Origin of the sequence: Pseudomonas sp. DWP3-1-3b3, from assembly GCF_049896305.1 — a bacterium.
GTDB classification, from domain to species: Bacteria; Pseudomonadota; Gammaproteobacteria; order Pseudomonadales; family Pseudomonadaceae; genus Aquipseudomonas; species Aquipseudomonas azotoformans_A.
This window is the reverse complement of the sequence record NZ_JAFCUA010000003.1, coordinates 332,486-357,291: the sequence shown is the minus strand read 5'-3', so window position 1 is coordinate 357,291 and position 24,806 is coordinate 332,486. Positions and strand designations below refer to the sequence as shown.

The window sequence follows — 24,806 nt, the reverse complement described above, 5'->3', positions numbered from 1 at the left end:
TTGCCTACTGTCAGATCTGACAGTTCTGACAAGTGGCGCGCTTAAAGTCCCTCCAACTCCGCCATCAAATCACTCAACCGATCCACCTTCTCGGCACTGATCTCATTGGCCGCCAGCCCATCGATATACTCAGCCAACTCCGCCACCGTGCTGCACTCGAACATCGCTCGTAGCGGCACATCCCGCTGCAAGGTTTTTTGCACCCGCGAGGCAATCTGCGTGGCCAGCAACGAGTGCCCGCCCAGTTCGAAGAAGTTGTCTTGCACCCCCACCCGCTCGACCTTCAGCACTTCGGCCCAGATCGCGGCCAAGGTGCTTTCCAGTTCGTTGCGCGGCGCCAGGTAGTCCTGGCTGTGCAGCTGGCCGATCTCCAGGGCCGGCAGCGCCTTGCGGTCGAGTTTGCCGTTGGCGTTGAGCGGCAGGCGGTCGAGCCAGAGCCAGTGCAGCGGCACCATGTATTCGGGCAGTTCGGCGCGCAGGCGTTGCTTGATGCGGTCGAGGCGTTCGCTTGAGTTCAGGGCTGCATCCGCCGCCACCAGGTAGCCGACCAGGTGCTTGCCGTTGACGCCTTCCTGCACGCCCACTGCCGCGTCGCGCACTTCCGGTTGTTCATGCAGGCGCGCTTCGATTTCACCCAGTTCGATGCGGTAGCCACGAATCTTCACCTGATGGTCGACACGCCCGACGTACTCCAGCACGCCGTCGCTGCGACGGCGTGCGAGGTCGCCGGTGCGGTACAGGCGTTCGCCTGGAGCGCCGAAGGGGTTGGGCACAAACACCGGCGCGGTGCGCAGCGGGTCGCTGACGTAACCGCGGCCGACGCCCGTACCGGCCACGCACAACTCACCCACCGCGCCTTGCGGCACCAGTTCCAGTGCGCCATCGAGCAGGTACAAGCGGTTGTTGTCGGTCGGCGTACCAATCGGCAGATAGGTGCCACGGGTCGACGCCAGGTCGACGCGATAGAACGCCACATCGTCCGAGCATTCCGCCGGACCATAGGCGTTCACCAGCCCGATCTGCGGATAAAGCAGCAACCACTGATGCGCCAGCTCCGGCGGCATGGCTTCACCGGTCGGCAACATCCAGCGCAAGCCATCCAGGCCGATGCGCTCCTGGGCCAACATGCCTTGGATCAGCGAGGGCACGCTTTCCAGCACGGTAATGCCTTGGGCCTGCACATGTTCCAACAAACCCTGCGGATCATGGGCGATGGCGTTCGGCACGATATCCACCCGTGCGCCAAACAACGGCGCAGCGAGGAACTGCCACACGGAAATATCGAAGCTCTGCGAAGCGGTCTGCGCAATCACATCGGCGTCGCTCAAGGCCAGGTACGGCACCTTGCTCAACTGGTTATTGAGCATGCCGCGCTGTTCCACCATCACGCCCTTGGGCAGGCCGGTGGAGCCCGAGGTGTAGATCACGTAGGCCAGGTTGTCCGGGCCACTGTAGATGCGGGGGTTTTCGCCACGTGCCGGTATCTCTTCCCACACCAGCAACTGGCAGTCGAAACCGTCCAGCAATTCGATGGCCTGCTCGCGGGATGCTTCGGTGCAGACCAGCAATGGCGTGCAACTCAGGTCGATGATGCTGCGCAGGCGTTGGCTGGGCAGGCCTGGGTCCAGCGGCAGGTAGCCGGCACCGGCCTTGAAGCTGCCGATGATCATGCCGAGCAGGTCGAGATTACGTTCGGCCAGCAATGCCACCGGTTGATCCAGGCCGACACCCGCTGCCATCAGCGCATGGCCAAGGCCGTTGCTGCGGCGGTTCAGTTCCTCGTAAGTCCATTGCTGGTCTAGGCAGCTGGCAGCGATGCGCTGCGGGTGCGCGGCGACCTGCTCTTCGAACAGTTCGATGTAGCTGCGCTCCAGCGGGTAAGCATGCTCACTCTGGTTGCAACCCTCCACCAGGAACCCGCGCTCCTGCTCGCCAATCAGCGGCAAGTCGGCCATGTCGCCATGGAAGCCTTGGACCAACGCCAGCAGCAGGCGCTTGAACTCACCGAGCATGCCTTGCACGGTAGTTTCATCGAAGTAGCGCTGGTCGTAGGACAGGTGCAGGCCCAGGTCATCGCCCGGATAGCACACGGCCGTCAGCGGGAAGTTGGTGTGGGTGCGGCCGGAATCCGAGGTGGCATTCAGGCTTTGTGCGTGGTCCAGCACCGAGACTTCCACCGGGGCATTTTCGAACACGAACAGGCTGTCGAACAGCGGCTGGCCCTTGGGCAGTTCGCTGTGTTCCTGGATCGTCACCAGCGGCAGGTATTCGTACTCGCGCAGTTGCATATTGCTGTCGAGCAGGGCGCTCAACCACTGGCGTACGCTGCAACGCTGGTCGTCCTCGGGCAGTTTCACCCGCAGCGCGATGCTGTTGATGAACAGGCCGACGGTGCGCTGCATCTCCGGCATTTCCACCGGGCGCCCGGCCACGGTGACGCCGAACAACACGTCGCGATCACCGCTCAGGCGGCGCAGCACCAGCGCCCATGCCGCCTGGGCAAAGGTGTTGACGGTCAGTTGATGCGCCTGGGCCAGTTCGCGCAGTTGCGCACCGTCGCGGGCATCGAGGCGGGTGTAGCAATCGCCCACCACCATGCCGCCGCTGTGGCCCGCGTGTTCACGCAGGAACGGCCGGTCGCTCGGGATCGGCGTGGTGCGCTCGAAACCTTGCAGGTTCTGCTGCCACCACTGGCGCGCTTCGTTGAGGTTCTGGCGTTGCAGCCAGGCGATGTAGTCGCGATAACGCGGCGGTGTGGCCAGTTGCGCCTCGCGGCCTTCACCCAGGGCCATGTAGAGTTCGAAGAAGTCATTCATCAGCAACGAACGGCACCAGGCATCGATAAGGATGTGGTGGTTGCTCATCATGAACCAGTAGCGCTCGGCACCGACGCGGATCAGGCGCAGGTGGAACGGTGCCTGGTTGAGCAGATCGAAGCCGGCTTCGCGCTCTTGCTTGAGCAGCGTTTGCAGGCGCGGTTCCTGTTCGCTTTCCGGCGCGTTGCTCCAGTCCAGGTATTCAATCGGCGTACTGCCCGGTTTGTGGATCACTTGCAGCATGTCTTCGCCGACATTCCAACAGAACGACGCACGCAGGGCTTCGTGACGGGCGATCACCGCCTGCCAGGCCTGGGCGAAACGCTCCGGGTCCAATGCGCTGTTGATGCGGTAGCGGTCCTGCATGTAATACAGGCCGGTGCCGGGCTCCAGCAGGGTGTGCAGCAGCAGGCCTTCCTGCATCGGGGTCAGCGGGTAGACATCTTCGATGGCGCTGGCAGCGATCGGCAGGCTGTCGAGTTGCGATTGGGTCAGGTGCGCCAGCGGGAAGTCGGACGGCGTGAGGCCACCGGCATCGTCCTGCAGGCAATGCGCGACCAGGCTTTGCAGCTCAGCGAGGTAGGCATCCGCCAGTTCATGGACGCTCTGTTGATCGTGACGCTCGCGGCTGTAGGTCCAGCGCAGCACCAGTTCACCACCATAGACTTGGCTGTCGACGCTCAATTCGTTGGGCAGCGGCGCGTCCGGGTCATGGGCCAGGCCGGCGGGCTCGTCCAGCGGATGGAACAAGGCGTCAGCGCCGAAGCTCTGGTCAAACTGGCCGAGGTAGTTGAAGGTGAGCTGCGCGCTCGGCAGTGCGACCATGGTCTGCTTGCACAGGTCATCGGCCAGGTAGCGCAGCACGCCATAGCCCAGGCCTTTATGTGGCACGGCGCGCAATTGCTCCTTGATCGCCTTGATCGAATCACCCTGGCCGGCTTGTGGGGTCAGGCGCAGCGGGTAAGCACTGGTGAACCAACCGACGCTGCGGGTCAGGTCGATTTCATCAAACAAGGTTTCACGACCGTGGCCTTCTAGTTGGATCAGCGTAGACGCGTGGCCGCTCCAGCGGCACACCACACGGGCCAAGGCGGTCAGCAACAGGTCGTTGACCTGGGTGCGGTAGGCGCTTGGCGCCTGTTGCAGCAACTGGCGGGTGTGTTCGGCATCCAGGCGTACGCTGACGGTGTCGGCGTCGCGGTTGCGCAGCGAGCCTTGTGGACGGGCCACTGGCAATACGGTTTCCGGCCCAGCCAATTGGTCCTGCCAGACGCTCAACTCTTCACGCAGGGATTCACTGCCGGCATAGGCCTGCAAACGCGCAGCCCAATCACGCAAGGCGCTGGTCTTGGACGGCAGACTGACGGACTGGCCTTCGCTGAGTTGGCGGTAGACGTTTTGCAGGTCCTCCAACAACACGCGCCAGGACACGCCATCCACCACCAGGTGATGGATCGCGATCAGCAAGCGTTGCTGCCCCTCGGGTCCGTCCACCAGCAAGGCGCGCAGCAGCGGGCCGTGTTGCAGGTCGAGGCTGCGCTGGGTGTCGGTGAACAGCGCGGTGCAGTGCGCCATGTCACGCACTTGCGCCTGCATCAGCACACCGCCTTGCGGCACGGCCAAATGCTCGGCGTGCCATTGCGCATCGCGCAGGCAGAAGCTCAGGCGCAGGGCGTCGTGGTGTTCCAGCACTGCCAGCAGCGCTTGCTCCAGGCGATGGGGGTCGAGCAGTTGCAGCGGCTTGAGGACCAGCGCCTGGTTCCAGTGCTGACGGCTTGGGATCTCGGTGTCGAAGAACCAATGCTGGATCGGCGTGAGGCCCGAAGGGCCGGTAAGCACGCCTTGCTCTGCGTTGATTTGCTCGGAGCGCGTGGCCACGGCGGCCAGCGTCTGCACGGTCTGGTGCTGGAACAGGTCACGCGGGCTGAAATGAATCCCGGCCTGCCGCGCACGGCTGACCACCTGGATCGACAGGATCGAATCGCCACCCAGCTCAAAGAAGTTATCGTCCAGGCCGACTTGCTGCACGTTCAGCACGGCGCACCAGATGGCGGCCAGGGTGCTTTCCAGTTCGTTACGGGGTGCCACGTACTGCTGGCGGTTCGCCTCGGGGTCCGGTTGCGGCAAGGCGCGGCGATCAAGTTTGCCGTTGGCGGTCAGCGGCATGCTGTCCAGCACGATCAGGTGCGCGGGCACCATGTAGTCCGGCAGTTGCGCCTTGAGATGGGCCTTCAGCGCGTCACGCAGCGCGCCGTGTTCCGCATCGCTGACCAGATACGCCACCAGCTGTTTGCCGCTCGGCGAATCCAGCGCCAACACCACTGCTTCGCGCACGGCAGCGTGTTCGAGCAGGCGGGTTTCGATCTCGCCCAGTTCGATACGGAAACCACGGATTTTCACCTGATGGTCGATCCGTCCCAGGTACTCCACCAGGCCATCGGCGCGTTGGCGCACCAGGTCACCGGTGCGGTACAGGCGCCCACCGTTGCTCGCGAATGGATCGGCGACAAAACGCTCGGCGGTCATGCCCGGACGCTGGTGATAACCCTGGGCCAGGCCGGCGCCGCCGACGTACAACTCGCCGGTCGCGCCTTGTGGCACCAGGGCCAGGTCGGCGTCGAGAATGTACGCCACGCGGTCACCGATGATGCTGCCGATCGGCACGCTGGCGGCGCCCTCCTCCAACTGCTCAGGCGCGAGACTGGCCAACGGCATCACCACGGTTTCAGTCGGGCCATAGGCGTTGAAAAATACCTGCGGCTGGAACGCGGCGCGGATGCGCTGCAAATGTTCGCCGGTCAGGGCTTCGCCGCCGGTGATGCACATGCGCACCGGCAAGGTTTGTTGTTGAGTCGCCAACCACTGCGCCAACTGGCTGCCGTAGCTCGGCGTGAAGCCCAGGATATTGATGCCATGGGTGCGGATCAGCCCGCAGATTTCCTCGGCATCCCACTGGCCCTGCGCCCGCAACACCACCTGCGCACCACTGAGCAGCGGCACCAGCAGGCGCTCGGTGGCGGCGTCAAAGTTGATCGAATAGAAGTGCAGCTCGCAGTCCTCCGCGCGCATGCCAAACCGCTCGATCACCGCCGCGCAATGCATGGCGATTTCCCCGTGGGACACCACCACGCCTTTCGGCTTGCCGGTGGAACCGGAGGTGTAGATCAAGTACGCCTGGTGTTGCGGCAGGCTGATAAACGGCAGCGCATCAGCCGGGTAGTTGGCCAACACCGGCAAATCATCTTCCAAGCACCAGCACGCGACGGTGGCCGGCAACTCGCCGAGGGCTTCGAACATCGCCGCATCGCTGAGCAGCAGGCCGATGCCGCTGTCTTCGATCATGTAGTGCAGGCGGTCCAGCGGGTATTCCGGGTCCAGTGGCACATAGGCGCCGCCGGCCTTGAGAATCGCCAGCAGGCCGATGACCATTTCCAGGGAGCGCGGCAACGCCAGGCCGACGCGCACCTGCGGGCCGACGCCACGTTCGCGCAGCATCCAGGCCAGACGGTTGGCGCGTTCGTCGAGTTCGCGGTAGCTGAGGGTGACGCCGGCGAAGGTCAGCGCCGGCGCATCGCCACGCACTGCGGCCTGTTGGCTGAACAGTTGCTGGATGCACTGATCGAGACGGTGCTCACCTTTTTCAATGCCCAGGCTGTCTTGCAACGCGCGTTGTTCTTCGGCGCTCAGCAACGGCAATTCGCTGAGACGCTGTTGCGGGTTGGCGATCAGCGCTTCCAGCAGGTTGCGCCAATGCTCGGCCATGCGTGCAATGCGCGGCTCATCGAACAGGTCGGTGCTGTAGGTCAGGCAGCAACCCAGCCGATGATCGAGGTCGGTGACTTCCAGGTTGAGGTCGAACTTGGTCGCGCGGGCATCGTTGGCCAGGTACTCCACGGTCATGCCGGCCAGTTGGCGGCTCTGTTGGAACTCCCAGCGCTGCACGTTGCACATCACCTGGAACAGCGGGTTATACGCCGCGCTGCGCGGGGGTTGCAGGGCTTCCACCAAATGGTCGAATGGCAGGTCTTGATGGGACTGGCCCTCGATCACGGTGTGGCGCACCTGCTCGAACAACTCTGCGACATTCATCTGCCCATTGAGCTGGCAACGCAGCACCTGGGTGTTGAGGAATGCACCGATCAGGCCTTCGCTTTCCGGGCGAATGCGGTTGGCCACCGGAGCGCCGATACGCAGGTCGGTCTGGCCGCTGTAGCGGTAGAGCAACACGGCCAGGGTGGCGGTCATGGTCATGAACAGGGTCAGGCCGCGCTCGGCATTGAAAGCACGCACGCGGGCTGCGAGGTCGTCGCTGAGGTCGAAGCGATATAACTCGCCCTGGTGGCTTTGCACCGGTGGGCGTGGACGGTCGCCAGGCAGTTCCAGCAGCGGGTGTTCATTGCCCAATTGTGCGGTCCAGTAATCCAGCTGGCGCTGACGCTCGCCGGATTCCAGCCACTGGCGCTGCCACACGCTGTAGTCGAGGTATTGCACCGGCAGCGGTGCCAGCGGCGAGTCGCGCTCGTCGATAAAGGCTTCGTACAAGGCGCTGAGTTCACGGGCAAAGATGTCCATGGCCCAGCCTTCGGTGACGATGTGGTGCAGGGTCAATACCAGGTAGTGTTGCTGCTCGCCGGCCTTGACCAGGCACGCACGCAGCAGCGGCCCGGTTTCCAGGTTGAACGGCGTGTGTGCCTCATGATCGGCCAGTTGTTGCAGGCGCGGTTGACGTTCGCTTTCGCCCAGCGCGGAGAAATCCTGCCAGTCCATGCGCAAGCCGGTCTGCGGCGAGACCTTCTGATAGGCCACACCGTCGACGCTCGGGAACGTCGTGCGCAGGGTTTCGTGGCGCATGATCAGCGCTTGCAACGCTGCTTCGAAACGCCCCACATCCAGCACGCCGCGCAAACGCGCCATACCGCCGACGTTGTAGGCCGGGCTGTCCGGTTCCATTTGCCACAGGAACCACATGCGCTGCTGGGAATAGGACAACGGCACCGGCTGGCTGCGGTCGACCTTGGTGATGGCAGTCTGTTGGTTGCGCTGGCCTGAAGCCTGGATCAGGCCGACCTGCTCGACAAACGCTCCCAACTCACTGGCTTCAAACAAGGTGCGCAACGGCAGCTCGACGTCACAGGCCTGGCGGGTGCGGGAGATGATCTGCGTGGCCAGCAACGAGTGGCCGCCGAGGGCGAAGAAGTCGTCGCGCAGGCCAATGTTTGGCAGCCCGAGGACTTCGCGCCAGATGCCGGCGATCTGCTGTTGCAGCGGGGTTTCGGGTTCGACATGTTCACGCACTTGCCACACCGGTTCGGGCAACGCGCGGCGGTCCAGCTTACCGCTGGGGCTCAGCGGCATGGCGTCCAGGCGCATCAACAGCGCGGGCACCATGTACTCCGGCAACTCGGCGGCCAACGCGGTTTTCACCTGCTGCTCGTCCAGGCTGCCCTGGGCGGTGAAGTAGCCGATCAACTGCCCGTCACGCACCTGCACCACCGCTTGGGCGATGCCGTCCAGGCCAAGCATGCGTGCTTCGATTTCCTCCGGCTCCACACGGAAGCCGCGCAGCTTGACCTGCTGATCGAGGCGACCGAGGTACTCGATCACGCCGTCGGCATTCCAACGCGCGCGGTCACCGGTGCGATACAGGCGCGCCCCCTGCTGGTCGGCAACAAAACGCTCCGCGGTCAACCCGGCACGTCCGAGATAACCGCGGGCCAGGCCGATGCCGCCGATGCACAGCTCACCCGGCACGCCCAACGGAACAGGGTTGAGCTGTTCATCCAGCACACGGCAGATCACATTGCCCAGCGGCCGGCCAATCGGCGAGCGCTCGCCGTCTTCGGCGCGGCAGTGCCAGTGAGTTACGTTGATCGCGGTTTCGGTCGGGCCATAACGGTTGTGCAATTGCACCGCTGGCAACTGTGCCAATACGCGATTACGCAGCTCGGCGGGCAAGGCTTCACCACCCGAGAACAGACGACGCAGGCTGGTGCATTCGGCCACCAACGGCTCGTCGATAAACAACTGCAACAGCGGCGGCACAAAGTGCAGCGTGGTCACGCCGTGTTCCTGCACCAGCTGCGCAATGCGATGCGGGTCGCGATGCTCACCGGGGCCAGCCAGTACCAGCTGGCATCCGGTGATCAGCGGCCAGAAGCATTCCCACACCGACACGTCAAAACTGATCGGCGCCTTCTGCATCAGCACATCGGTGCTGTTGAGTTGATAGGTAGCCTGCATCCACTGCAAGCGCTCGGCCAACGCGGCATGCGTATTGCCCACGCCTTTGGGCTGGCCGGTGGAACCGGAGGTGTAGATCACGTAGGCAAGGTTATCGCCGTGCAGGTGCAGGCCGGGCGGCTGGGTCGGCCAGCTGTCCAGATGCAGGCTGTCCATGGCGATCACGCACACGCCGTCGCTACTCGGCACTTGGTCCAGCAGCGCGGTCTGGGTCAGCAGCAGGTGTACGCCGCTGTCCTTGAGCATGTAGGCCAGGCGTTCGGCGGGGTAATCCGGGTCGAGCGGCACGTAGGCGCCACCGGCCTTGATGATCGCCAGCAAGCCGATCAGCAGTTGCGGCGACCGCTCGGCGGCGATGGCCACGCACACGTCCGGGCCGACACCTTTGTCCCGCAGGTAATGGGCCAAGCGGTTGGCCTGGGTGTGCAATTGGGCGAAGGTCAGGCTGCCGCCGTCCCAGACCAGCGCAGTGTTGTCCGAGGTCTGCTGGTTGAGCAGTTCCGGCAACCACTGTTGGGCCGGTGCGCAGGGGGCTTCGCTGTACAGCGCCTGTTCGTCGTGCTGCATCAGTCGCAGGTCGCCAATGGCTTGCTCGGGCTGTTCGCAGACGGCGTGCAACAGGTTGATGTAGTGCTCGGCCAGGCGCTGGAGGGTCGCGTTTTCGAACAGTTCATCGGCGTAGTCGAACGACAGGCTCAGGCGCCCGTTGCGGTCTTCTTCGGCGTGCAGTTGCAGGTCGAACTTCGCTTCGCGGCTGTGCCACGGCAACTCGTCGGCGAGCATGCCGGGCAGGCGGCGCAAGGCGCTGAGGTCGCGTTGCTGATGGTTGAACATGACCTGGAACAGACCCTGCTCGCGGGCCTGCGGGAAGGCTTCGAGCAGTTGTTCGAACGGCAGGTCCTGATGGGCCTGGGCACCCAGCGCCGCCTGACGTGTGGCGGCCAATAGCTCGTTGAACGGCAGGCGCCCATCCAGCTCGGCACGTAACACCAGCGTGTTGATGAAGAAGCCGACCAGGCCTTGGGTTTCCTGGCGCGGGCGGTTGGCGTTGGGCACGCCGATGCGGATGTCGCGCTGGCCGCTGTAGCGATGCAGCAGGCTCTGGAACGCTGCCAGCAACAGCATGAACGGCGTGGATTCGTTGGCCTGGGCGGTCTGGCGAATCGCTTCGCTGAGGCTCGCGCCAAGGCGCACGGTGTGGCGTGAGGCACTGTGGCGGTGGTGTGCCGAGCGCGGGTGGTCGGTCGCCAGGCTCAGGGTGGGATGCTCTTCACCCAGCTGCGCTTTCCAGTACGCCAGTTGACGCTGGCCTTCACCTTCGGCCAGCCATTGGCGCTGCCAACTGCCGTAGTCGGCGTATTGCAGGGCCAATGGCGGCAGCTCCAGGGTTTGGCCCTGGGCGGCGGCGGCGTACAGGCGCGAGAATTCATCGATCAAAATGTTCAGCGACCAGCCGTCGGCGATGATGTGGTGCAGCGTCACCAGCAGTTGGTGATCTTCATCGTCCAGGCGCACCAGGGTCACCCACAGCAGCGGGCCTTTTTCCAGGTCGAACTGGGTGCGTGCTTCGTCTTCGCGGATCTGTTGCGCACGGGCTTCGCGCTCGGCAACGGGCAGGGCGCTGAGGTCGATGACTTGCAGGTCGAAATCCACCTTGGCGTCGACACGCTGGAACGCCTGGCCGTCGCGCTCATAGAAACGTGTACGCAGGGCTTCGTGGCGCTGGATCAGTTGCTGGAAGCTGGCACGCACGGCGTCTTCATCCAGCTCTCCGCGCAAGCGCAGGGCGCCGGGGATGGTGTAGGCGCTGCTGTGCGGGTCCAGTTGCCAGGTGATCCACAGGCGGTTCTGTGCCAGGGATTGAGGCAACTCCTCTTGGCGCGACAAGCGGTGAATCGTGCCTTGGGCGACGCCGCCGTCTTGCTGCAACTGCGCGACGTTGGCGGCAAAGCCTTCCAGGGTCGGCGCTTCGAACAGCATGCGCAGGTTCAGCTCCAGGCCGAGGGTTTCGCGCAGGCGTGCGACCACCTGGGTCGCGGTGATGGAGTTGCCGCCGAGCAGGAAGAAATGATCATCGGCAGCAACGCTGGCGACGTGCAGTTGTTCACACCAGATCGCCGCGATCTGCTTGTGCAGCTCGGACTCCAGCGCACCCTCGCCCACCTTCGTTTGCAGGTCGGGGAACTGCGCATAGCTGTCCAGGCTGCCATCCTTGTGGCGCAGCGCACAGGCTGCGCGCTGCACTTTGCCGCTGGAAGTCTTTGGCAAAGCGCCGGGGTTGAGCAGCACCACTACGCTTGGCGCCTCTTGATACGCCTCGGCGACGGCTTGGCGGATCGCCTTGATCAGCGCTTCGGGCGGCAGGATTTTCTGCACGCTGCGGCTGATTTCGGCGGCAATGCCGATGCCTTCCAGGCCCTGTTCATTCACCGCAAAGGCCGCAACCCGGCCTTTGCGCACCACTTCCACTTCGCGCTCGATGGTCTGCTCGATGTCCTGGGGATACAGGTTGTGGCCGCGCACGATCAGCAAGTCCTTGAGGCGCCCGGTGATATACACCTCGCCGTCACGGATGAAACCCAGGTCGCCGGTGCGCAGCCAAGTACGGCCGGCGTGCTGCACGAAGGTCTTGGCGGTGGCTTCGGGGTTGCGCCAGTAGCCGTGGGCGATGCTCGGGCCGGTGGCCCAGAGTTCGCCGACGCTGTTGTCGCCCAGCTCGGTGAGGGTGTGGGGGTCCGCGATCAGCACCGCGTGTTCCGGCTGGCTGGTGCCACAGCTCATGATCGCGCTGCCCTGCCCCGGTTCGGCGCGGTTGGCGGCCAGGGCTTGCTCGTCGACGCGCAGCGCCGGGATGCCATGGCCACGGGTGCCACCGGCGACAAACAGGGTCGCCTCGGCCAGGCCGTAGGAGGCAAAGAAATTGTTCGGGGTGAAACCGCAAGGGGCGAACTTCTCGGCGAAGCGCTCCAGGGTGTCGAGGCGGATCGGTTCGGAACCGGAATAGGCCACGCGCCACCGGCTCAGATCCAGGCGCTCCAGGGCTGAGTCGCTGACCCTTTCGCTGCACAGGCGATAAGCGAAGTCCGGGCCACCGCTGATGGTGCCGCCGTACTCGCTGATCGCTTCCAGCCAGCGCAATGGCCGACCCAGGAAGTAGGCCGGCGACATCAGCACGCACGGCACGCCACTGAAGATCGGTTGCAGCAAGCCGCCGATCAGGCCCATGTCGTGGTACAGCGGCAACCAGCTGACGATCACATCATCCGGGTTCAGGTCGATGCCAAAACCGCGACGGATCAACACTTCGTTGGCCACCAGGTTGCCGTGGCTGACCTGCACGCCTTTAGGCAGCGCAGTGGAACCGGAGGTGTATTGCAGGAAGGCGATATCGTCCGGGTGCAGGTCGGGGGCGACCCAATGGCCGACACTTTCCAAGCTATCGACGCTCAATACCGGCGGCGCGTTTTCGATCTGCGACAAGCCATCGGCGAGGCTGGCGATGGTCAGCAGCAGGCGCGGCTCGGCATCGCTGATGATCGAGAGCAGGCGCTCCTGATGATGACGGCGCGTGGACTCCGGTGGATAGGCCGGCACCGCGATCACCCCCGCGTAGAGGCAACCAAAGAACGCCGCGACGTAATCCGGGCCGCTGGGAAACAACAGCACGGCGCGGTCGCCCAAGTCCGCATTGGCTTGCAAGGCGGCGGCGATGGTGCGGGCGCGCTGGTCCAGGTCGCGGTAACTGAGTACGACGCTGTGCTCGGCGGATTCGGCGAGGAAGCGCAGGGCGACCTGGTCCGGGGTCTGCGCGGCGCGACGTTGAAGGGACTGGACCAGGGTGCGGGGAAGTTCGAAGGCGTCCATCTTGGGGTTCCTGCCTGAAATCGGCTTACGGGAAATTCAACAATTCGGGGGGGGCTTGCTCAGCCGACGGCGAGTGGCCGTGCCACGCCATTGCGCCAGCGGGCCAGGTGTTCGTCGGCGTAACGCCGCATGCAGCGCAGCACGGCGCTTTCGTGTTGCATGAGGAAGAAGTGGTGGCCGTCGAACATGTCCAGAGAAAAGCCGCTGGCGGCGTCGAGCTGCCAGTCGAGCAACTGGTCGGCGCGCACGCTGTCCTGCTTGCCACCGAACACATGGATCGGCATGCCCAGCGGTGCGCGCTCGCCGTAGGTGAAGCTGCCGCACAGCAGGAAATCGGCGCGCAGGATCGGCAGCATCAACTGCATCAACTCAGGGTTGGCCAGGGCTTCCTCGGCGGTGCCTTGCAGTTCGCGCAGGCGGGCGATCAGTTGTTCGTCAGTTTTTTCGACGGCGTATTCGCTGACGTCGCGACGCGCCGGCCCGGCCGTGCCGGAAGCGAACAGGGCCAGCGGCGGCGGCACATTGCGCGCACGCAACGCATGCGCCAATTCAAAGGCCAGCAGGCCGCCGAGGCTGTGGCCGAACAAGGCGTAAGGGCCGTTCAAGTCGCGGCTGATTTCATCCGCGAGCTGGGCCGCCAACACCTTGATATCGCGCTGCAGCGGCTCGTCCATGCGCATGCCACGCCCCGGCAACTCCAGCGGGCACACCTGCAACCATTCAGGCAGGGCCCGGCGCCAGCGCGCGTAAACCATGGCGCTGGCGCCCGAATAGGGCAGGCAGAACAGGCGCAGTCGGATCGGCGTACTCATCGAGTGACGACTCCAAACTGAAACACGCTGTATGCACGATAGAAACCCATTTCGTCCTCCTGCGGGTGCTGATCCTTGGCCGTTTCGCTAACGGACCTGTCACCCAGAAGAACGGACGGCACCGGCAAATAATTAGTCGCAGGCTACGCGCGAGACGTGGTTCACACCTAACAAGAAAGCATAAGATTAGTTCGCCTTCTCATTTGACAATCATTATCATTAAGCATAATTTGTTGCCCGATGTGTAGGAGGCCTCAGCAAGGACGCCCTCCCCTAACCTCTTTTGCGACAAGGTGATTTCCATGACGGAACAAGTATCCACAGGCAGGTGCGACTCACCGCTTCTCCAGGCATTCGTCGATAATCGGCTGATTCTGGTGAAGATCGCGGCACGCATTACCGGCTGCCGCTCCCGCGCCGAAGACGTAGTGCAGGACGCCTACTTCCGGTTGCAGTCGGCGCCGACGATCACGTCATCGTTCAAGGCGCAATTGAGTTATCTGTTCCAGATCGTGCGCAACCTGGCCATCGATCACTACCGCAAGCAGGCCCTGGAGCTCAAATACTCAGGGACGGAAGAGGAAGGCTTGAATGTGGTTATTCACGGCGCTTCACCGGAAACCTCGCACATCAATTTCAACACCCTGGAAAACATCGCCGACGCCCTGACGGAGCTGCCGCAACGCACCCGCTACGCGTTCGAGATGTACCGCCTGCACGGCGTGCCGCAAAAGGACATCGCCAAGGAACTCGGCGTCTCGCCGACCCTGGTGAACTTCATGATCCGGGATGCGCTGGTGCACTGCCGCAAGGTGTCGGGCAGCCATAGCGATACGTTTGCGCGGCGGGTTTGACAGACCGCTGTAGGAAATGTGGGAGCAAGCCCGCTCCCACAGTCAGGGCACCGCCGTCACATCAATGCGATACGGCTCGAAAATCTTCAGCATCTCGCCATCATCACGCAAACGCTTGAGCAACGCGGCAAACGCCTCCCCCGTGATCGGCGCTTTCGGGCGCAGCAAGGCGTAGTGGTGATAGATCTGATCGATGCGTTCCGAGACCAGGAACTGCCCGGCCATGTCCGCGTTACGCACCATGAAATCACTCAAGTACGAACGCGTCACCAGGGCGATGTCGGCACGCCCGCGTGCGACCATCAGCAAGTTGCTGTCATGGGAATAGGTCAACGTGGCGTTGAAGTGCTCGGCCATGTACTTGGGGTCGGGGTTGAAGTTGGCGAAGGCGTAGTGATAACCGCTGAATACCGCCAGGCGCTTGCCGTTCAAGTCAGCGAAATAAGCCTGGTCGCGGCCGGGCGCACGCTCGGCGACGAAGATTTCGGCATCTTCCAGGCCCATGTCGACGCTGGTGTGGGGAATCTTCTGCCAGCCCCAGGCAGGGTTTTCGAAGATGGCCATATCGACTCGGCCCTGCTCGAAATCGCGGAAACGCCGAGGGATTGAGGTAGGCACTAAGACAAACTGGTAATCGGTTTGCGCGGCGTTCAACGCCTCGACCAGTTGCGGCAGCAACCCGGTATCGGCGCCCTGCTCCGGGCGCACGGTGTAGGGCGGAAAGTGCGCCGCGCCGATGCGCACCAACTGCGCCGCCGACGCCGGCATCCACCACGCGGTGCCCAGTGCCCAAAAGGTAAGTCCTGCAGCCAGCCGCCATGGCGAAAACATCAAGGCACACACCGTTCAAAAACGCTAATGGCGATAAGCTAGGCGTTTTTGTCTGGCGAGACAACTTTCTACCGGCAAATTAATAGCTTGCACCTCAATCGCCTTTCAGAACCATGAGCAGGGCTTCTTCGGCCAATTGCTCAAGCGTCAGGCTGCCCTCGGCGCGAAACCAGGTGGTGGTCCAGGACAGGGCACCGGTCAGGAAACGCCGCGTAATAAATACATCGCCGCGAATGTAGCCAGCGTCCTTGGCCTCGCCGAGCACTTGCAGCCACAGCGCCTCATACACGTCACGCAGGGCCAGCACCTGGGCCTGGCCGTCGGCCGACAGCGAACGCCATTCGTACACCAGCACCGCCATGGCCTCGCCGCTGCCGCCCATGATCGACTGCAATTCGCAGCGGATCAGCGCCAGCACGCGCTCGCGCACGTTAGTGGCTTCCTCAAGGGACGCGCGCATCATCGCGGTGTTGTAGTGGATGGTTTCTTCCATCACTGCGCGCAGGATCTCATCCTTGCTCTTGAAGTGATGAAAGATGCTGCCGGACTGGATGCCCACGGCGCTGGCCAGGTCGCGCACGGTGGTGCGCTCGAAGCCCTTGTTGCGAAACAAGTGGGCCGCGGTCTGCAGCAGCTTGCCCCGAGCGCTGTCGGGGTCGGTCAATTGGCCGCCGTCGACCATGGTGCGCATCACCCGCAGGGCTTTATGCTCATCCATGCCTCTCTCCTCTACTTCCACGGACGTCTTGGCCGGCAATTTAGGCCGTGGCGGCCACCCAAGCAAGCGCTTGGCTAAAACTTGTGACTGGAGTTTACAAACCAAGCGCTTGCTTGGTAGTCTCGCCCACAGCCATTCGAGGAAGGATTTCTCATGAGCAAGACGGTTCGTATCGGCTGCGCCAGCGCCTTCTGGGGCGACACCTGCACCGCCGCCGCCCAACTGGTGCACGGCGGCACGCTGGATTACCTGGTGTTCGACTACCTGGCGGAAGTCACGATGTCGATCCTCGCCGGCGCGCGCATGAAGGATCCCCAGGCGGGTTACGCCTCGGACTTCGTCGACGTGCTCACTCCGTTGCTGGCGGATATCCAGCGCCAGGGCATTCGCGTGATCAGCAACGCTGGCGGCATCCATCCCCAGGCCTGCGCCGTCGCCCTGCAAGCGGCCTGCGATAAAGCCGGTGTCGAACTCAAAATCGCCGTGCTGCTGGGCGATGACCTGCTCCCCCAACTCAAGCAACTGCACGGCATCACCGACATGTTCAACGGCACGCCGTTGCCGCCCGCGTGCGTGTCCGCCAATGCCTACCTCGGTGCGCCGGGCATCGCACAGGCGCTGGCATTGGGTGCGGATATCGTCATCACCGGCCGCGTGGTCGACAGCGCCGTGGTCAGCGCGGCGCTGGTGCATGAATTCGACTGGTCCTGGCAGGATTACGACCGCCTCGCCCAGGCCGCCTTGGCCGGGCATATCATCGAATGCGGCGCGCAGTGCACCGGCGGTAATTTCACCGATTGGCGCGACGTGCCGGACTACGCACACATCGGTTTTCCCATCGTTGAGGTCAGCGCCGACGGGCATTTCACCGTCAGTAAGGTCGATGGCACCGGTGGGTTGATCAGCGAACTCAGCGTCGCCGAACAGTTGCTGTATGAAATCGGTGACCCGCGTGCCTACCGGCTGCCGGATGTAATCTGCGATTTCAGCCAGGTCAAATTGCAGCAGCAGGGCAAAAACTGCGTGCGCCTGCACGGCGCCAAGGGTTTGCCACCCACCGATCAGTACAAAGTCAGCGCGACCTACCCGGACGGCTTCCGCTGCACCGCCAGTTGCCTGATCGCCGGAATCGATGCAGTGGCCAAGGCCGAGCGGGTCAGCCAGGCGATCATCGACAAGACCTCGGAGCTGTTCAGCCAACGCGGCTGGGCGCCGTACACCGAGGTGAACATCGAACTGCTCGGCAGCGAAGCGACCTACGGCGCCCACGCAAGGCGCCAGGACTGCCGCGAAGTGGTGGTGAAACTGGCGGTGCGTCACCCGAGTAAACAGGCGCTGGTGCTGTTCGCCCGAGAGATCGCCCAAGCCGCCACCGGCATGGCGCCGGGCCTGACCGGGATCGTCGGCGGACGACCGAGCGTGTACCCGGTGATCCGGCTGTTTTCATTCCTGATCGATAAACCCGCCTGCGAGCTGCTGATCGACTTCCAGGGCGAACGCCATGCCTGCACCCTGCCGGTTGCCGACGCCCCCGCCCTGCCCGAAGCACCGATTGACCCGCCCAAACCCCAAGGCCGTGCCGACGCCAGCGTGCCGCTGGTAAAACTGGCCGTGGCGCGCTCCGGCGACAAGGGCAACCACAGCAATATCGGCGTGATCGCCCGCGATCCCGAGTATTTGCCATGGATCGCCGAAGCGCTGACCCCGCAAGTGATCGTCGACTGGATGAGCCACGTGCTGGACCCCCTACACGGTCGCGTCGAGCGCTGGTATTTGCCCGGCAGCCACAGCCTCAACTTCCTGCTGGAAAATGCCCTGGGCGGCGGCGGTATCGCCAGCCTGCGCATCGACCCGCAAGGCAAGGCCTTTGCCCAGCAACTGCTGGAAATCCCCATCGCCGTGCCGCAGCACATCGCAGATTCACTCACCTGACAGGAGCGTTGCCGTGGCCTTCGACTCGATCTTCAAAGCCGACCTGTTCCAAGGGCACACCGTGATAGTCACCGGCGGCGGCAGCGGTATTGGCCGCTGCACAGCCCATGAACTGGCGGCCTTGGGTGCCAAGGTGATCCTGGTGGGACGCAAGCCGGAAAAACTGCAAACCGTTGCGATCGAGATTGCCGAAGATGGCGGCAGCGCTGCGTGGCAGGCCTGCGACATTCGCGATGAAGAGGCCGTCAAGGCGCTGGTCAAACACATCATTCATGAGCACGGCCCGATCCACGGCCTGGTCAACAATGCGGGTGGCCAATACCCGTCGCCGCTGGCCGCGATCAATCAAAAAGGCTTCGAAACCGTACTGCGCACCAACCTGGTCGGCGGTTTCTTGGTGGCCCGCGAAGTGTTCAACCAATCCATGAGCAAGCACGGCGGCGCCATCGTCAACATGCTTGCGGATATGTGGGGCGGCATGCCCGGCATGGGCCACTCGGGCGCGGCGCGCGCCGGCATGGATAATTTCACCAAGACCGCCGCCTTCGAATGGGGCTACGCCGGCGTGCGGGTCAACGCCGTGGCGCCGGGCTGGATCGCCTCCAGCGGCATGGACACCTACGAAGGCGCGTTCAAGGCGGTGATCCCGACGCTGCGCGAACACGTGCCGCTCAAGCGTATCGGCACCGAGTCGGAAGTCAGCGCGGCCATCGTGTTCCTGCTCAGCCCCGCCGCCGCGTTTATCAGCGGCAGCACCCTGCGCATCGACGGAGCGGCCAGCCTGGGCAGCCGCGCCTGGCCGCTGCACAAGGCGCAGGCGCCGAGCGAGCCCTTCAATGGCTTTCACCGCGCCTACCTGCCGGATGTACTCAAGGCGGAGCAATAGACCATGCCGGTGATTGAATCCCAGATCGACGCCCACAGCGCCCAGTTCGCGCAAAACCGCGAGGCCATGCTCGCGGCCATCGCCCAGCTTCACCAGTTGGAATCCAACCTGCTCGCCAAGGCTCAGGAAGCCAAGCCCAAGTTCGACAAGCGCGGCCAACTGCTGCCCCGCGAGCGCCTCAACCGGCTGCTGGACCCCGGCGCGCCGTTCCTGGAACTGGCCAGCCTGGCCGGCTACAAGCTGCACGACGACAAGGATGGCAGCGCCGCCGGCGGTGGGCTGATCGCCGGCATCGGCTATGTCAGCGGCGTGCGCATGCTGGTGGTAGCCAACAATAGCGCGATCAAGGGCGGCACCATTTCCCCCACCGGCCTGAAGAAGTCCCTGCGTCTGCAACAGATCGCCCTGGAGAACAAGCTGCCGGTGGTGACCCTGGCCGAAAGCGGCGGCGCCAACCTCAACTACGCCGCCGAGATTTTCGTCGAAGGCGCGCGCAGCTTCGCCAACCAGGCACGTATGTCGGCCATGGGCTTGCCGCAGATCACCGTGGTACACGGCTCGGCCACGGCCGGCGGCGCGTATCAGCCAGGGCTGTCGGATTACGTGGTGGTGGTGCGTGGCCGGGCCAAACTGTTCCTCGCCGGGCCGCCACTGCTAAAGGCCGCGACCGGTGAAGTAGCGACGGATGAGGAGTTGGGCGGCGCCGAGATGCACGCACAAATCGCCGGCACGGCCGAATACCTGGCAGAAAACGATGCAGACGGCGTGCGCATCGCACGGGAGATCGTCGGCCTGTTGCCCTGGAATGATCGGCTGCCAATGACGCCAAAACGCACCTACGCAGAGCCGCTGTATCCCATCGAAGAACTGCTGGGCCTGATCCCCGACGACCCGAAAAAACCCTACGACGTCCGCGAAATTCTCGCGCGCCTGGCCGACGGCTCGCACTTCCTCGAATTCAAAGGCGAGTTCGATGCCCACACCGTCTGCGGCCACCTGCATATCCAAGGCCGCGCCGTCGGTGTGATCGGCAACAACGGCCCCATCACGCCCAAGGGCGCGAGCAAGGCCGCGCAATTTATCCAACTGTGCGACCAGAGCCGCACGCCGCTGCTGTTCCTGCACAACACCACCGGTTTCATGGTGGGCACCGAGTCGGAGCAGCAAGGGGTGATCAAGCACGGTGCGAAGATGATCCAGGCGGTGGCCAATGCACGGGTGCCTAAACTGACGATAGTGGTCGGCGGTTCTTATGGGGCTGGCAACTACGCAATGTGCGGGCGCGGCCTGGACCCGCGCTTTATCTTCGCCTGGCCCAACAGCCGCACGGCGGTGATGGGTGGTGCGCAGGCGGGCAAGGTGCTGCGCATTGTCACCGAGGCCAAGCAATTGAAGGACGGTCTGGTGCCGGATCCCAAGGTGCTCGACATGCTGGAACAGGTCACCGCGCAGAAGCTCGACAGCCAGTCCACCGCGCTCTACGGCAGCGCGAACCTGTGGGATGACGGGCTGATTGATCCACGGGACACGCGGACCTTGCTGGGCTTTCTGCTGGATATCTGCCACGAAGCCGAGGTGCGTGAGTTGCAGGCAAATACCTTCGGTGTAGCGCGTTTTTAGGAGAACCATAAAAATGATCTTTACCCAGGAACACCAGGAACTGCGCCGCACCGTCCGCGCCTTTGTCGACCGCGAGATCAACCCCCATGTCGACGCATGGGAAAAGGCCGGGCGCTTTCCCATCCACGATATTTTCCGCAAGGCTGGCGACCTCGGCCTGCTGGGCATTTCCAAGCCGGAGCAATTCGGCGGCATGGGCCTGGACTACAGCTATTCCATCGTCGCCGCCGAAGAGTTTGGCACCATCCGCTGTGGCGGCATTCCCATGTCCATCGGCGTGCAGACCGACATGTGCACCCCCGCCCTCGCCCGCTTCGGCAGCGATGAACTGCGCGACGAATTCCTGCGCCCGGCCATCAGCGGCGAGCAGGTCGGCTGCATCGGCGTCTCGGAAACCGGCGCCGGCTCCGACGTGGCCGGGCTCAAGACCCACGCGCGCAAGGACGGCGACGACTACGTGATCAACGGCAGCAAAATGTGGATCACCAACTCGCCCAGCGCGGACTTCATTTGCCTGCTGGCCAACACCTCCGACGACAAGCCGCACATCAACAAATCGCTGATCATGGTGCCGATGAACACCCCCGGCATCAGCGTCAGCCCGCCCCTGGAAAAACTCGGCATGCACAGCTCCGAGACCGCTCAGGTGTTCTTCGATAGCGTGCGCGTGCCCCAGCGCAACCGCATCGGCCACGAAGGCGCGGGGTTCATGATGCAGATGCTGCAATTCCAGGAAGAACGCCTGTTTGGCGCGGCCAATATGATCAAGGGCCTGGAGCATTGCATCGACAGCACCATCGAGTACTGCAAGGAGCGCCAGACCTTCGGCAAGGCACTGATCGACAACCAGGTCATCCACTTTCGCCTGGCTGAACTCGCCACCGAAATCGAATGCCTTCGCGCGCTGGTCTACCAGGCCACCGAGCAATACATCAAAGGCCAGGACGTGACGCGCCTGGCCTCCATGGCCAAGCTCAAGGCCGGGCGCCTGGGCCGTGAAGTCAGCGACAGTTGCCTGCAATATTGGGGCGGCATGGGCTTCATGTGGGACAACCCCGTGGCCCGCGCTTACCGCGACGTGCGCCTGGTCTCGATTGGCGGCGGCGCCGACGAAATCATGCTGGGCATCATCTGCAAATTGATGGGCACCTTGCCGGGGAAAAAACCATGAACACCCTGCTGCTCGAACCCCATAACGGCGTACTGCACATCACCCTCAACCGACCGGAATGCCGCAACGCGATGAGCCTGGCAATGGTCAATGAACTGCGCAGCGTGCTGACGCAGTTGGACAGCCAGACCCGAGCCGTGGTGATCAGCGGCGCAGGCGGGCACTTTTGCGCCGGAGCGGATGTGAAGGACCTGGTCACCGCGGGCAATCAACTGCAAGCACTGAATCGGGCATTCGGCAGCTTGCTGCAGACAGTGGAAGCCGTGCCGCAAGTGGTGATCGTGGTGCTGCAAGGCGCGGTGCTGGGCGGCGGTTTTGGCCTGGCGTGCGTGAGCGATATCGCCATCGCCGATCACCAGGCGCAATTCGGCCTGCCGGAAACCAGCCTGGGCTTGTTACCGGCGCAGATTGCACCCTTTGTGGTGAAGCGAATTGGCCTGACCCAGGCACGCCGCTTGGCACTCACCGCCGCGCGCTTTGATGGCGTAGAGGCGGAGCGACTGGGTGTCGTGCACTTTACCGAGCGCGATTCCCAGGCGCTGGCAGAACGATTGGATGAAGTGTTGGGCCAGGTGCTTAAGTGTGCGCCAGGCGCCAATGCACGGACCAAAGCGCTGCTGCTTGCGAGCGTGGATGAGCCGCTGGAGGCGGTGCTGGATCGCGGAGCGCAGTGGTTTGCCGAGGCGGTGAGGAGTGAGGAAGGGATTGAGGGGACGCAGGCGTTTGTGCAGAAGCGAAAACCGAAGTGGTGCAGATGACGCCTTCGCGGGCAAGCCCGCTCCCACATTTTTGACCTCGCACGACGCACAAAAAAGGTCGGCTTTCAGGCCGCCTCGCTTTTGATCTGGCTTTTGATCTGGAGCGCCCCGTCAAACACGCTGGCCGAACGCAGGCTTGAATCCGTGGGTAACCCGGCAGGACGCCGGGTTAGCCGTCCTGGGCCAAGGATGGCCCATGACGGCGGCCCACGGATTCAAGCCGGAGTGAGGGCACACCGAGCCTAGGCGAGGTGCCGAGTGTTGGGGCGAGGACCTTTTGGTTACTTTTGGGTCCTTCCAAAAGTGACCCGCTGTAAGAGCGGAACCGCCAGCAGCCGTTACCGCAGAAATGGATATGTACCCGAGGACCGCAGCAATGCCGCAGCTAACAAAAATCCTGATCGCCAACCGCGGCGAAATCGCCTGCCGTCTCCAGCGCACCGCCCAGGCCTTGGGCTATCGCACCGTGGCCATCTACAGCGACGCCGACGCCCAGGCCCTGCATGTACAGATGGCTGACGAAGCCGTGTACATCGGTCCGGCCCCTGTCCAACAGTACTATCTCAATATCGCAGCGATTCTGGAGGCAGCGCGCAAAACCGGCGCCGACGCCATCCACCCCGGTTACGGCTTCCTCTCCGAAAACCCCGACTTCGCCCGCGCCTGCCAACACGCCGGCCTCACCTTCATCGGCCCCAGCGTTGAGGCCATCGAACTGATGGGCAGCAAACGCCTGTCCAAACTCGCCATGCTCGACGCCGGCGTACCCTGCATCGCCGGCTACCAAGGCAACGCCCAGGACGACGCCACCCTGCAACAGGAAGCCGACCGCATCGGCTACCCGCTGATGATCAAAGCCAGCGCCGGCGGCGGCGGTCGCGGCATGCGCCTCGTCCACCAATCGAAAGACCTGCTGGACAACCTGCACACCGCCCGTTCGGAAGCCAAAAACGCCTTCGGCAGCGACGAACTGATCCTCGAACACGCCCTGGTCGACCCGCGCCACGTCGAAATCCAGCTGTTTGGCGACAGCCACGGCCACCTCATTTACCTCGGCGAGCGCGACTGTTCGATCCAGCGCCGCCATCAAAAGGTCATCGAAGAAGCCCCCTGCCCTGTCATGACGCCCGAGCTGCGCCAAGCCATGGGCGAAGCCGCGCTGAAGGCTGGACGTGCGGTGAACTACGTCGGCGCCGGCACCGTGGAATTCCTGCTCGACCGCCACGGCCGTTTCTACTTCCTGGAAATGAACACGCGCCTGCAAGTGGAACACCCAGTGACCGAACTGATCACCGGCCTCGACCTGGTGGACTGGCAGCTGCAGATCGCCGCCGGCCAGCCGCTGCCCCTGACACAGGCCGACGTCACCCTCAGCGGCCATGCCATGGAAGTGCGCCTGTACGCCGAAGACCCGGCCCAGGGCTTCCTGCCGCAAACTGGCGATGTAGTGCGCTGGGAGCCAGCCACTGGCGTGCGTATCGACCATGGCGTGATCGAAGGCCAACGCATCAGCCCGTTCTATGACCCGATGCTGGGCAAGCTCATCGCCCATGGCGCCACCCGCGAAGAGGCGCGTCGCAAATTGCTCCGGGCGGTGGAAGACACGGTGTTGCTGGGCGTCGCGACCAATCAGCCGCTGCTGGTGAGTTTGCTCAAGCATCCGGACTTTGTTGGCGGCGATTTCAGTACCGGGTTTATCGCTGAGCACTTTAGCGATATCCCAACCCTGACGCCGTCACCCGAACAACTCGCCCTGGCCGCCGCGCTGTTTTACCAGCACAGCGCCAACCAGCATCCCCAAGGCCTGGCGGGGTGGCGCAACAACGCCAGCGCGCCTTGTATTTATCGCTTGGAGGTCAACGGAGACATCCACACCGTCAGTGCCGAACCCCTGCAACTCACCACCGACGGCCGCCACGCCACCCTGGTATTCAACGGTATCCGCCGCCGCACCGCCTATCACCTTGACGGCAACCAACTGTGGCTACCCGGTCTCAGGGTGATCGACTGCACCCAGCAAGTCGCCAGCCGCCAGGCCGACGCCAGCAGCGGCACAGTCAAGGCGCCGATGGACGGCGCAATCGTCGATGTGCGGGTCAGCGCCGGCGACAGTGTGACCAAAGGCCAACTGCTGCTGGTGCTCGAAGCCATGAAAATGGAGCATCCGCTGACAGCCGGTATCGACGGCGTGATCAAAGGCGTGCAAGTGATTGCCGGTGATCAGGTGCGCAATCGTCAGGTTCTGCTGGAGATCGTCTGACCCCTAGGCGGAACTACAGGGCCGGGCTACGCTCTATCCCCAAC

The 24,806-nt window shown here is 63.7% G+C and carries 11 protein-coding genes; 7 read left to right on the top strand and 4 right to left on the bottom strand.

The window, feature by feature from the left end; all coding sequences use genetic code 11:
• Positions 1-41: 41 nt before the first annotated feature.
• Together ACP7BX_RS11615 and ACP7BX_RS11610 are read right to left on the bottom strand one after the other, a co-directional pair.
• On the bottom strand, positions 42-12,920 hold the full coding sequence (locus tag ACP7BX_RS11615) for a non-ribosomal peptide synthetase (RefSeq protein WP_426126544.1): 12,879 nt from the start codon (positions 12,918-12,920) through the stop codon (positions 42-44).
• A 59-nt stretch (positions 12,921-12,979) separates the two neighbouring features.
• Positions 12,980-13,732, bottom strand: coding sequence for a thioesterase II family protein (locus tag ACP7BX_RS11610; protein WP_426126542.1), 753 nt, complete (start codon positions 13,730-13,732; stop codon positions 12,980-12,982).
• 302 nt (positions 13,733-14,034) lie between these two features.
• Between ACP7BX_RS11610 and ACP7BX_RS11605 the strand changes: the two genes are divergently transcribed.
• Positions 14,035-14,586, top strand: coding sequence for an RNA polymerase factor sigma-70 (locus tag ACP7BX_RS11605; protein WP_005789991.1), 552 nt, complete (start codon positions 14,035-14,037; stop codon positions 14,584-14,586).
• Positions 14,587-14,628: 42 nt separating this feature from the next.
• On the opposite strand, the gene ACP7BX_RS11600 is transcribed toward ACP7BX_RS11605, so the two are convergent.
• Complete coding sequence (locus tag ACP7BX_RS11600; protein ID WP_426126540.1) at positions 14,629-15,417, bottom strand: substrate-binding periplasmic protein; 789 nt, start codon at positions 15,415-15,417, stop codon at positions 14,629-14,631.
• Between the two features lie 94 nt (positions 15,418-15,511).
• On the bottom strand, positions 15,512-16,135 hold the full coding sequence (locus ACP7BX_RS11595; RefSeq protein ID WP_269131543.1) for a TetR/AcrR family transcriptional regulator: 624 nt from the start codon (positions 16,133-16,135) through the stop codon (positions 15,512-15,514).
• A 153-nt stretch (positions 16,136-16,288) separates the two neighbouring features.
• Between ACP7BX_RS11595 and ACP7BX_RS11590 the strand changes: the two genes are divergently transcribed.
• The 6 genes from ACP7BX_RS11590 (at position 16,289) to ACP7BX_RS11565 (ending at position 24,762) form a co-directional block, all read left to right on the top strand.
• On the top strand, positions 16,289-18,067 hold the full coding sequence (locus tag ACP7BX_RS11590; RefSeq protein WP_426126538.1) for an acyclic terpene utilization AtuA family protein: 1,779 nt from the start codon (positions 16,289-16,291) through the stop codon (positions 18,065-18,067).
• 13 nt (positions 18,068-18,080) lie between these two features.
• Positions 18,081-18,953 carry an SDR family oxidoreductase gene (locus ACP7BX_RS11585; RefSeq protein ID WP_038844363.1) on the top strand — a complete coding sequence of 291 codons (873 nt, stop codon included), beginning with the start codon at positions 18,081-18,083 and terminating at the stop codon, positions 18,951-18,953.
• A 3-nt stretch (positions 18,954-18,956) separates the two neighbouring features.
• Positions 18,957-20,573, top strand: coding sequence for a geranyl-CoA carboxylase subunit beta (gene atuC, locus ACP7BX_RS11580; protein ID WP_426126536.1), 1,617 nt, complete (start codon positions 18,957-18,959; stop codon positions 20,571-20,573).
• A 13-nt stretch (positions 20,574-20,586) separates the two neighbouring features.
• Positions 20,587-21,744 (top strand): citronellyl-CoA dehydrogenase, encoded by a 1,158-nt coding sequence (atuD, locus tag ACP7BX_RS11575; RefSeq protein WP_426126534.1) that lies wholly within the window; start codon positions 20,587-20,589, stop codon positions 21,742-21,744.
• Positions 21,741-22,502 carry an enoyl-CoA hydratase/isomerase family protein gene (locus ACP7BX_RS11570; RefSeq protein WP_426126532.1) on the top strand — a complete coding sequence of 254 codons (762 nt, stop codon included), beginning with the start codon at positions 21,741-21,743 and terminating at the stop codon, positions 22,500-22,502. The genes atuD and ACP7BX_RS11570 overlap by 4 nt, the downstream gene beginning before the upstream one ends.
• Before the next feature lie 376 nt (positions 22,503-22,878).
• Complete coding sequence (locus ACP7BX_RS11565; RefSeq protein WP_426126530.1) at positions 22,879-24,762, top strand: acetyl-CoA carboxylase biotin carboxylase subunit; 1,884 nt, start codon at positions 22,879-22,881, stop codon at positions 24,760-24,762.
• The last annotated feature ends 44 nt before the right edge of the window (positions 24,763-24,806 follow it).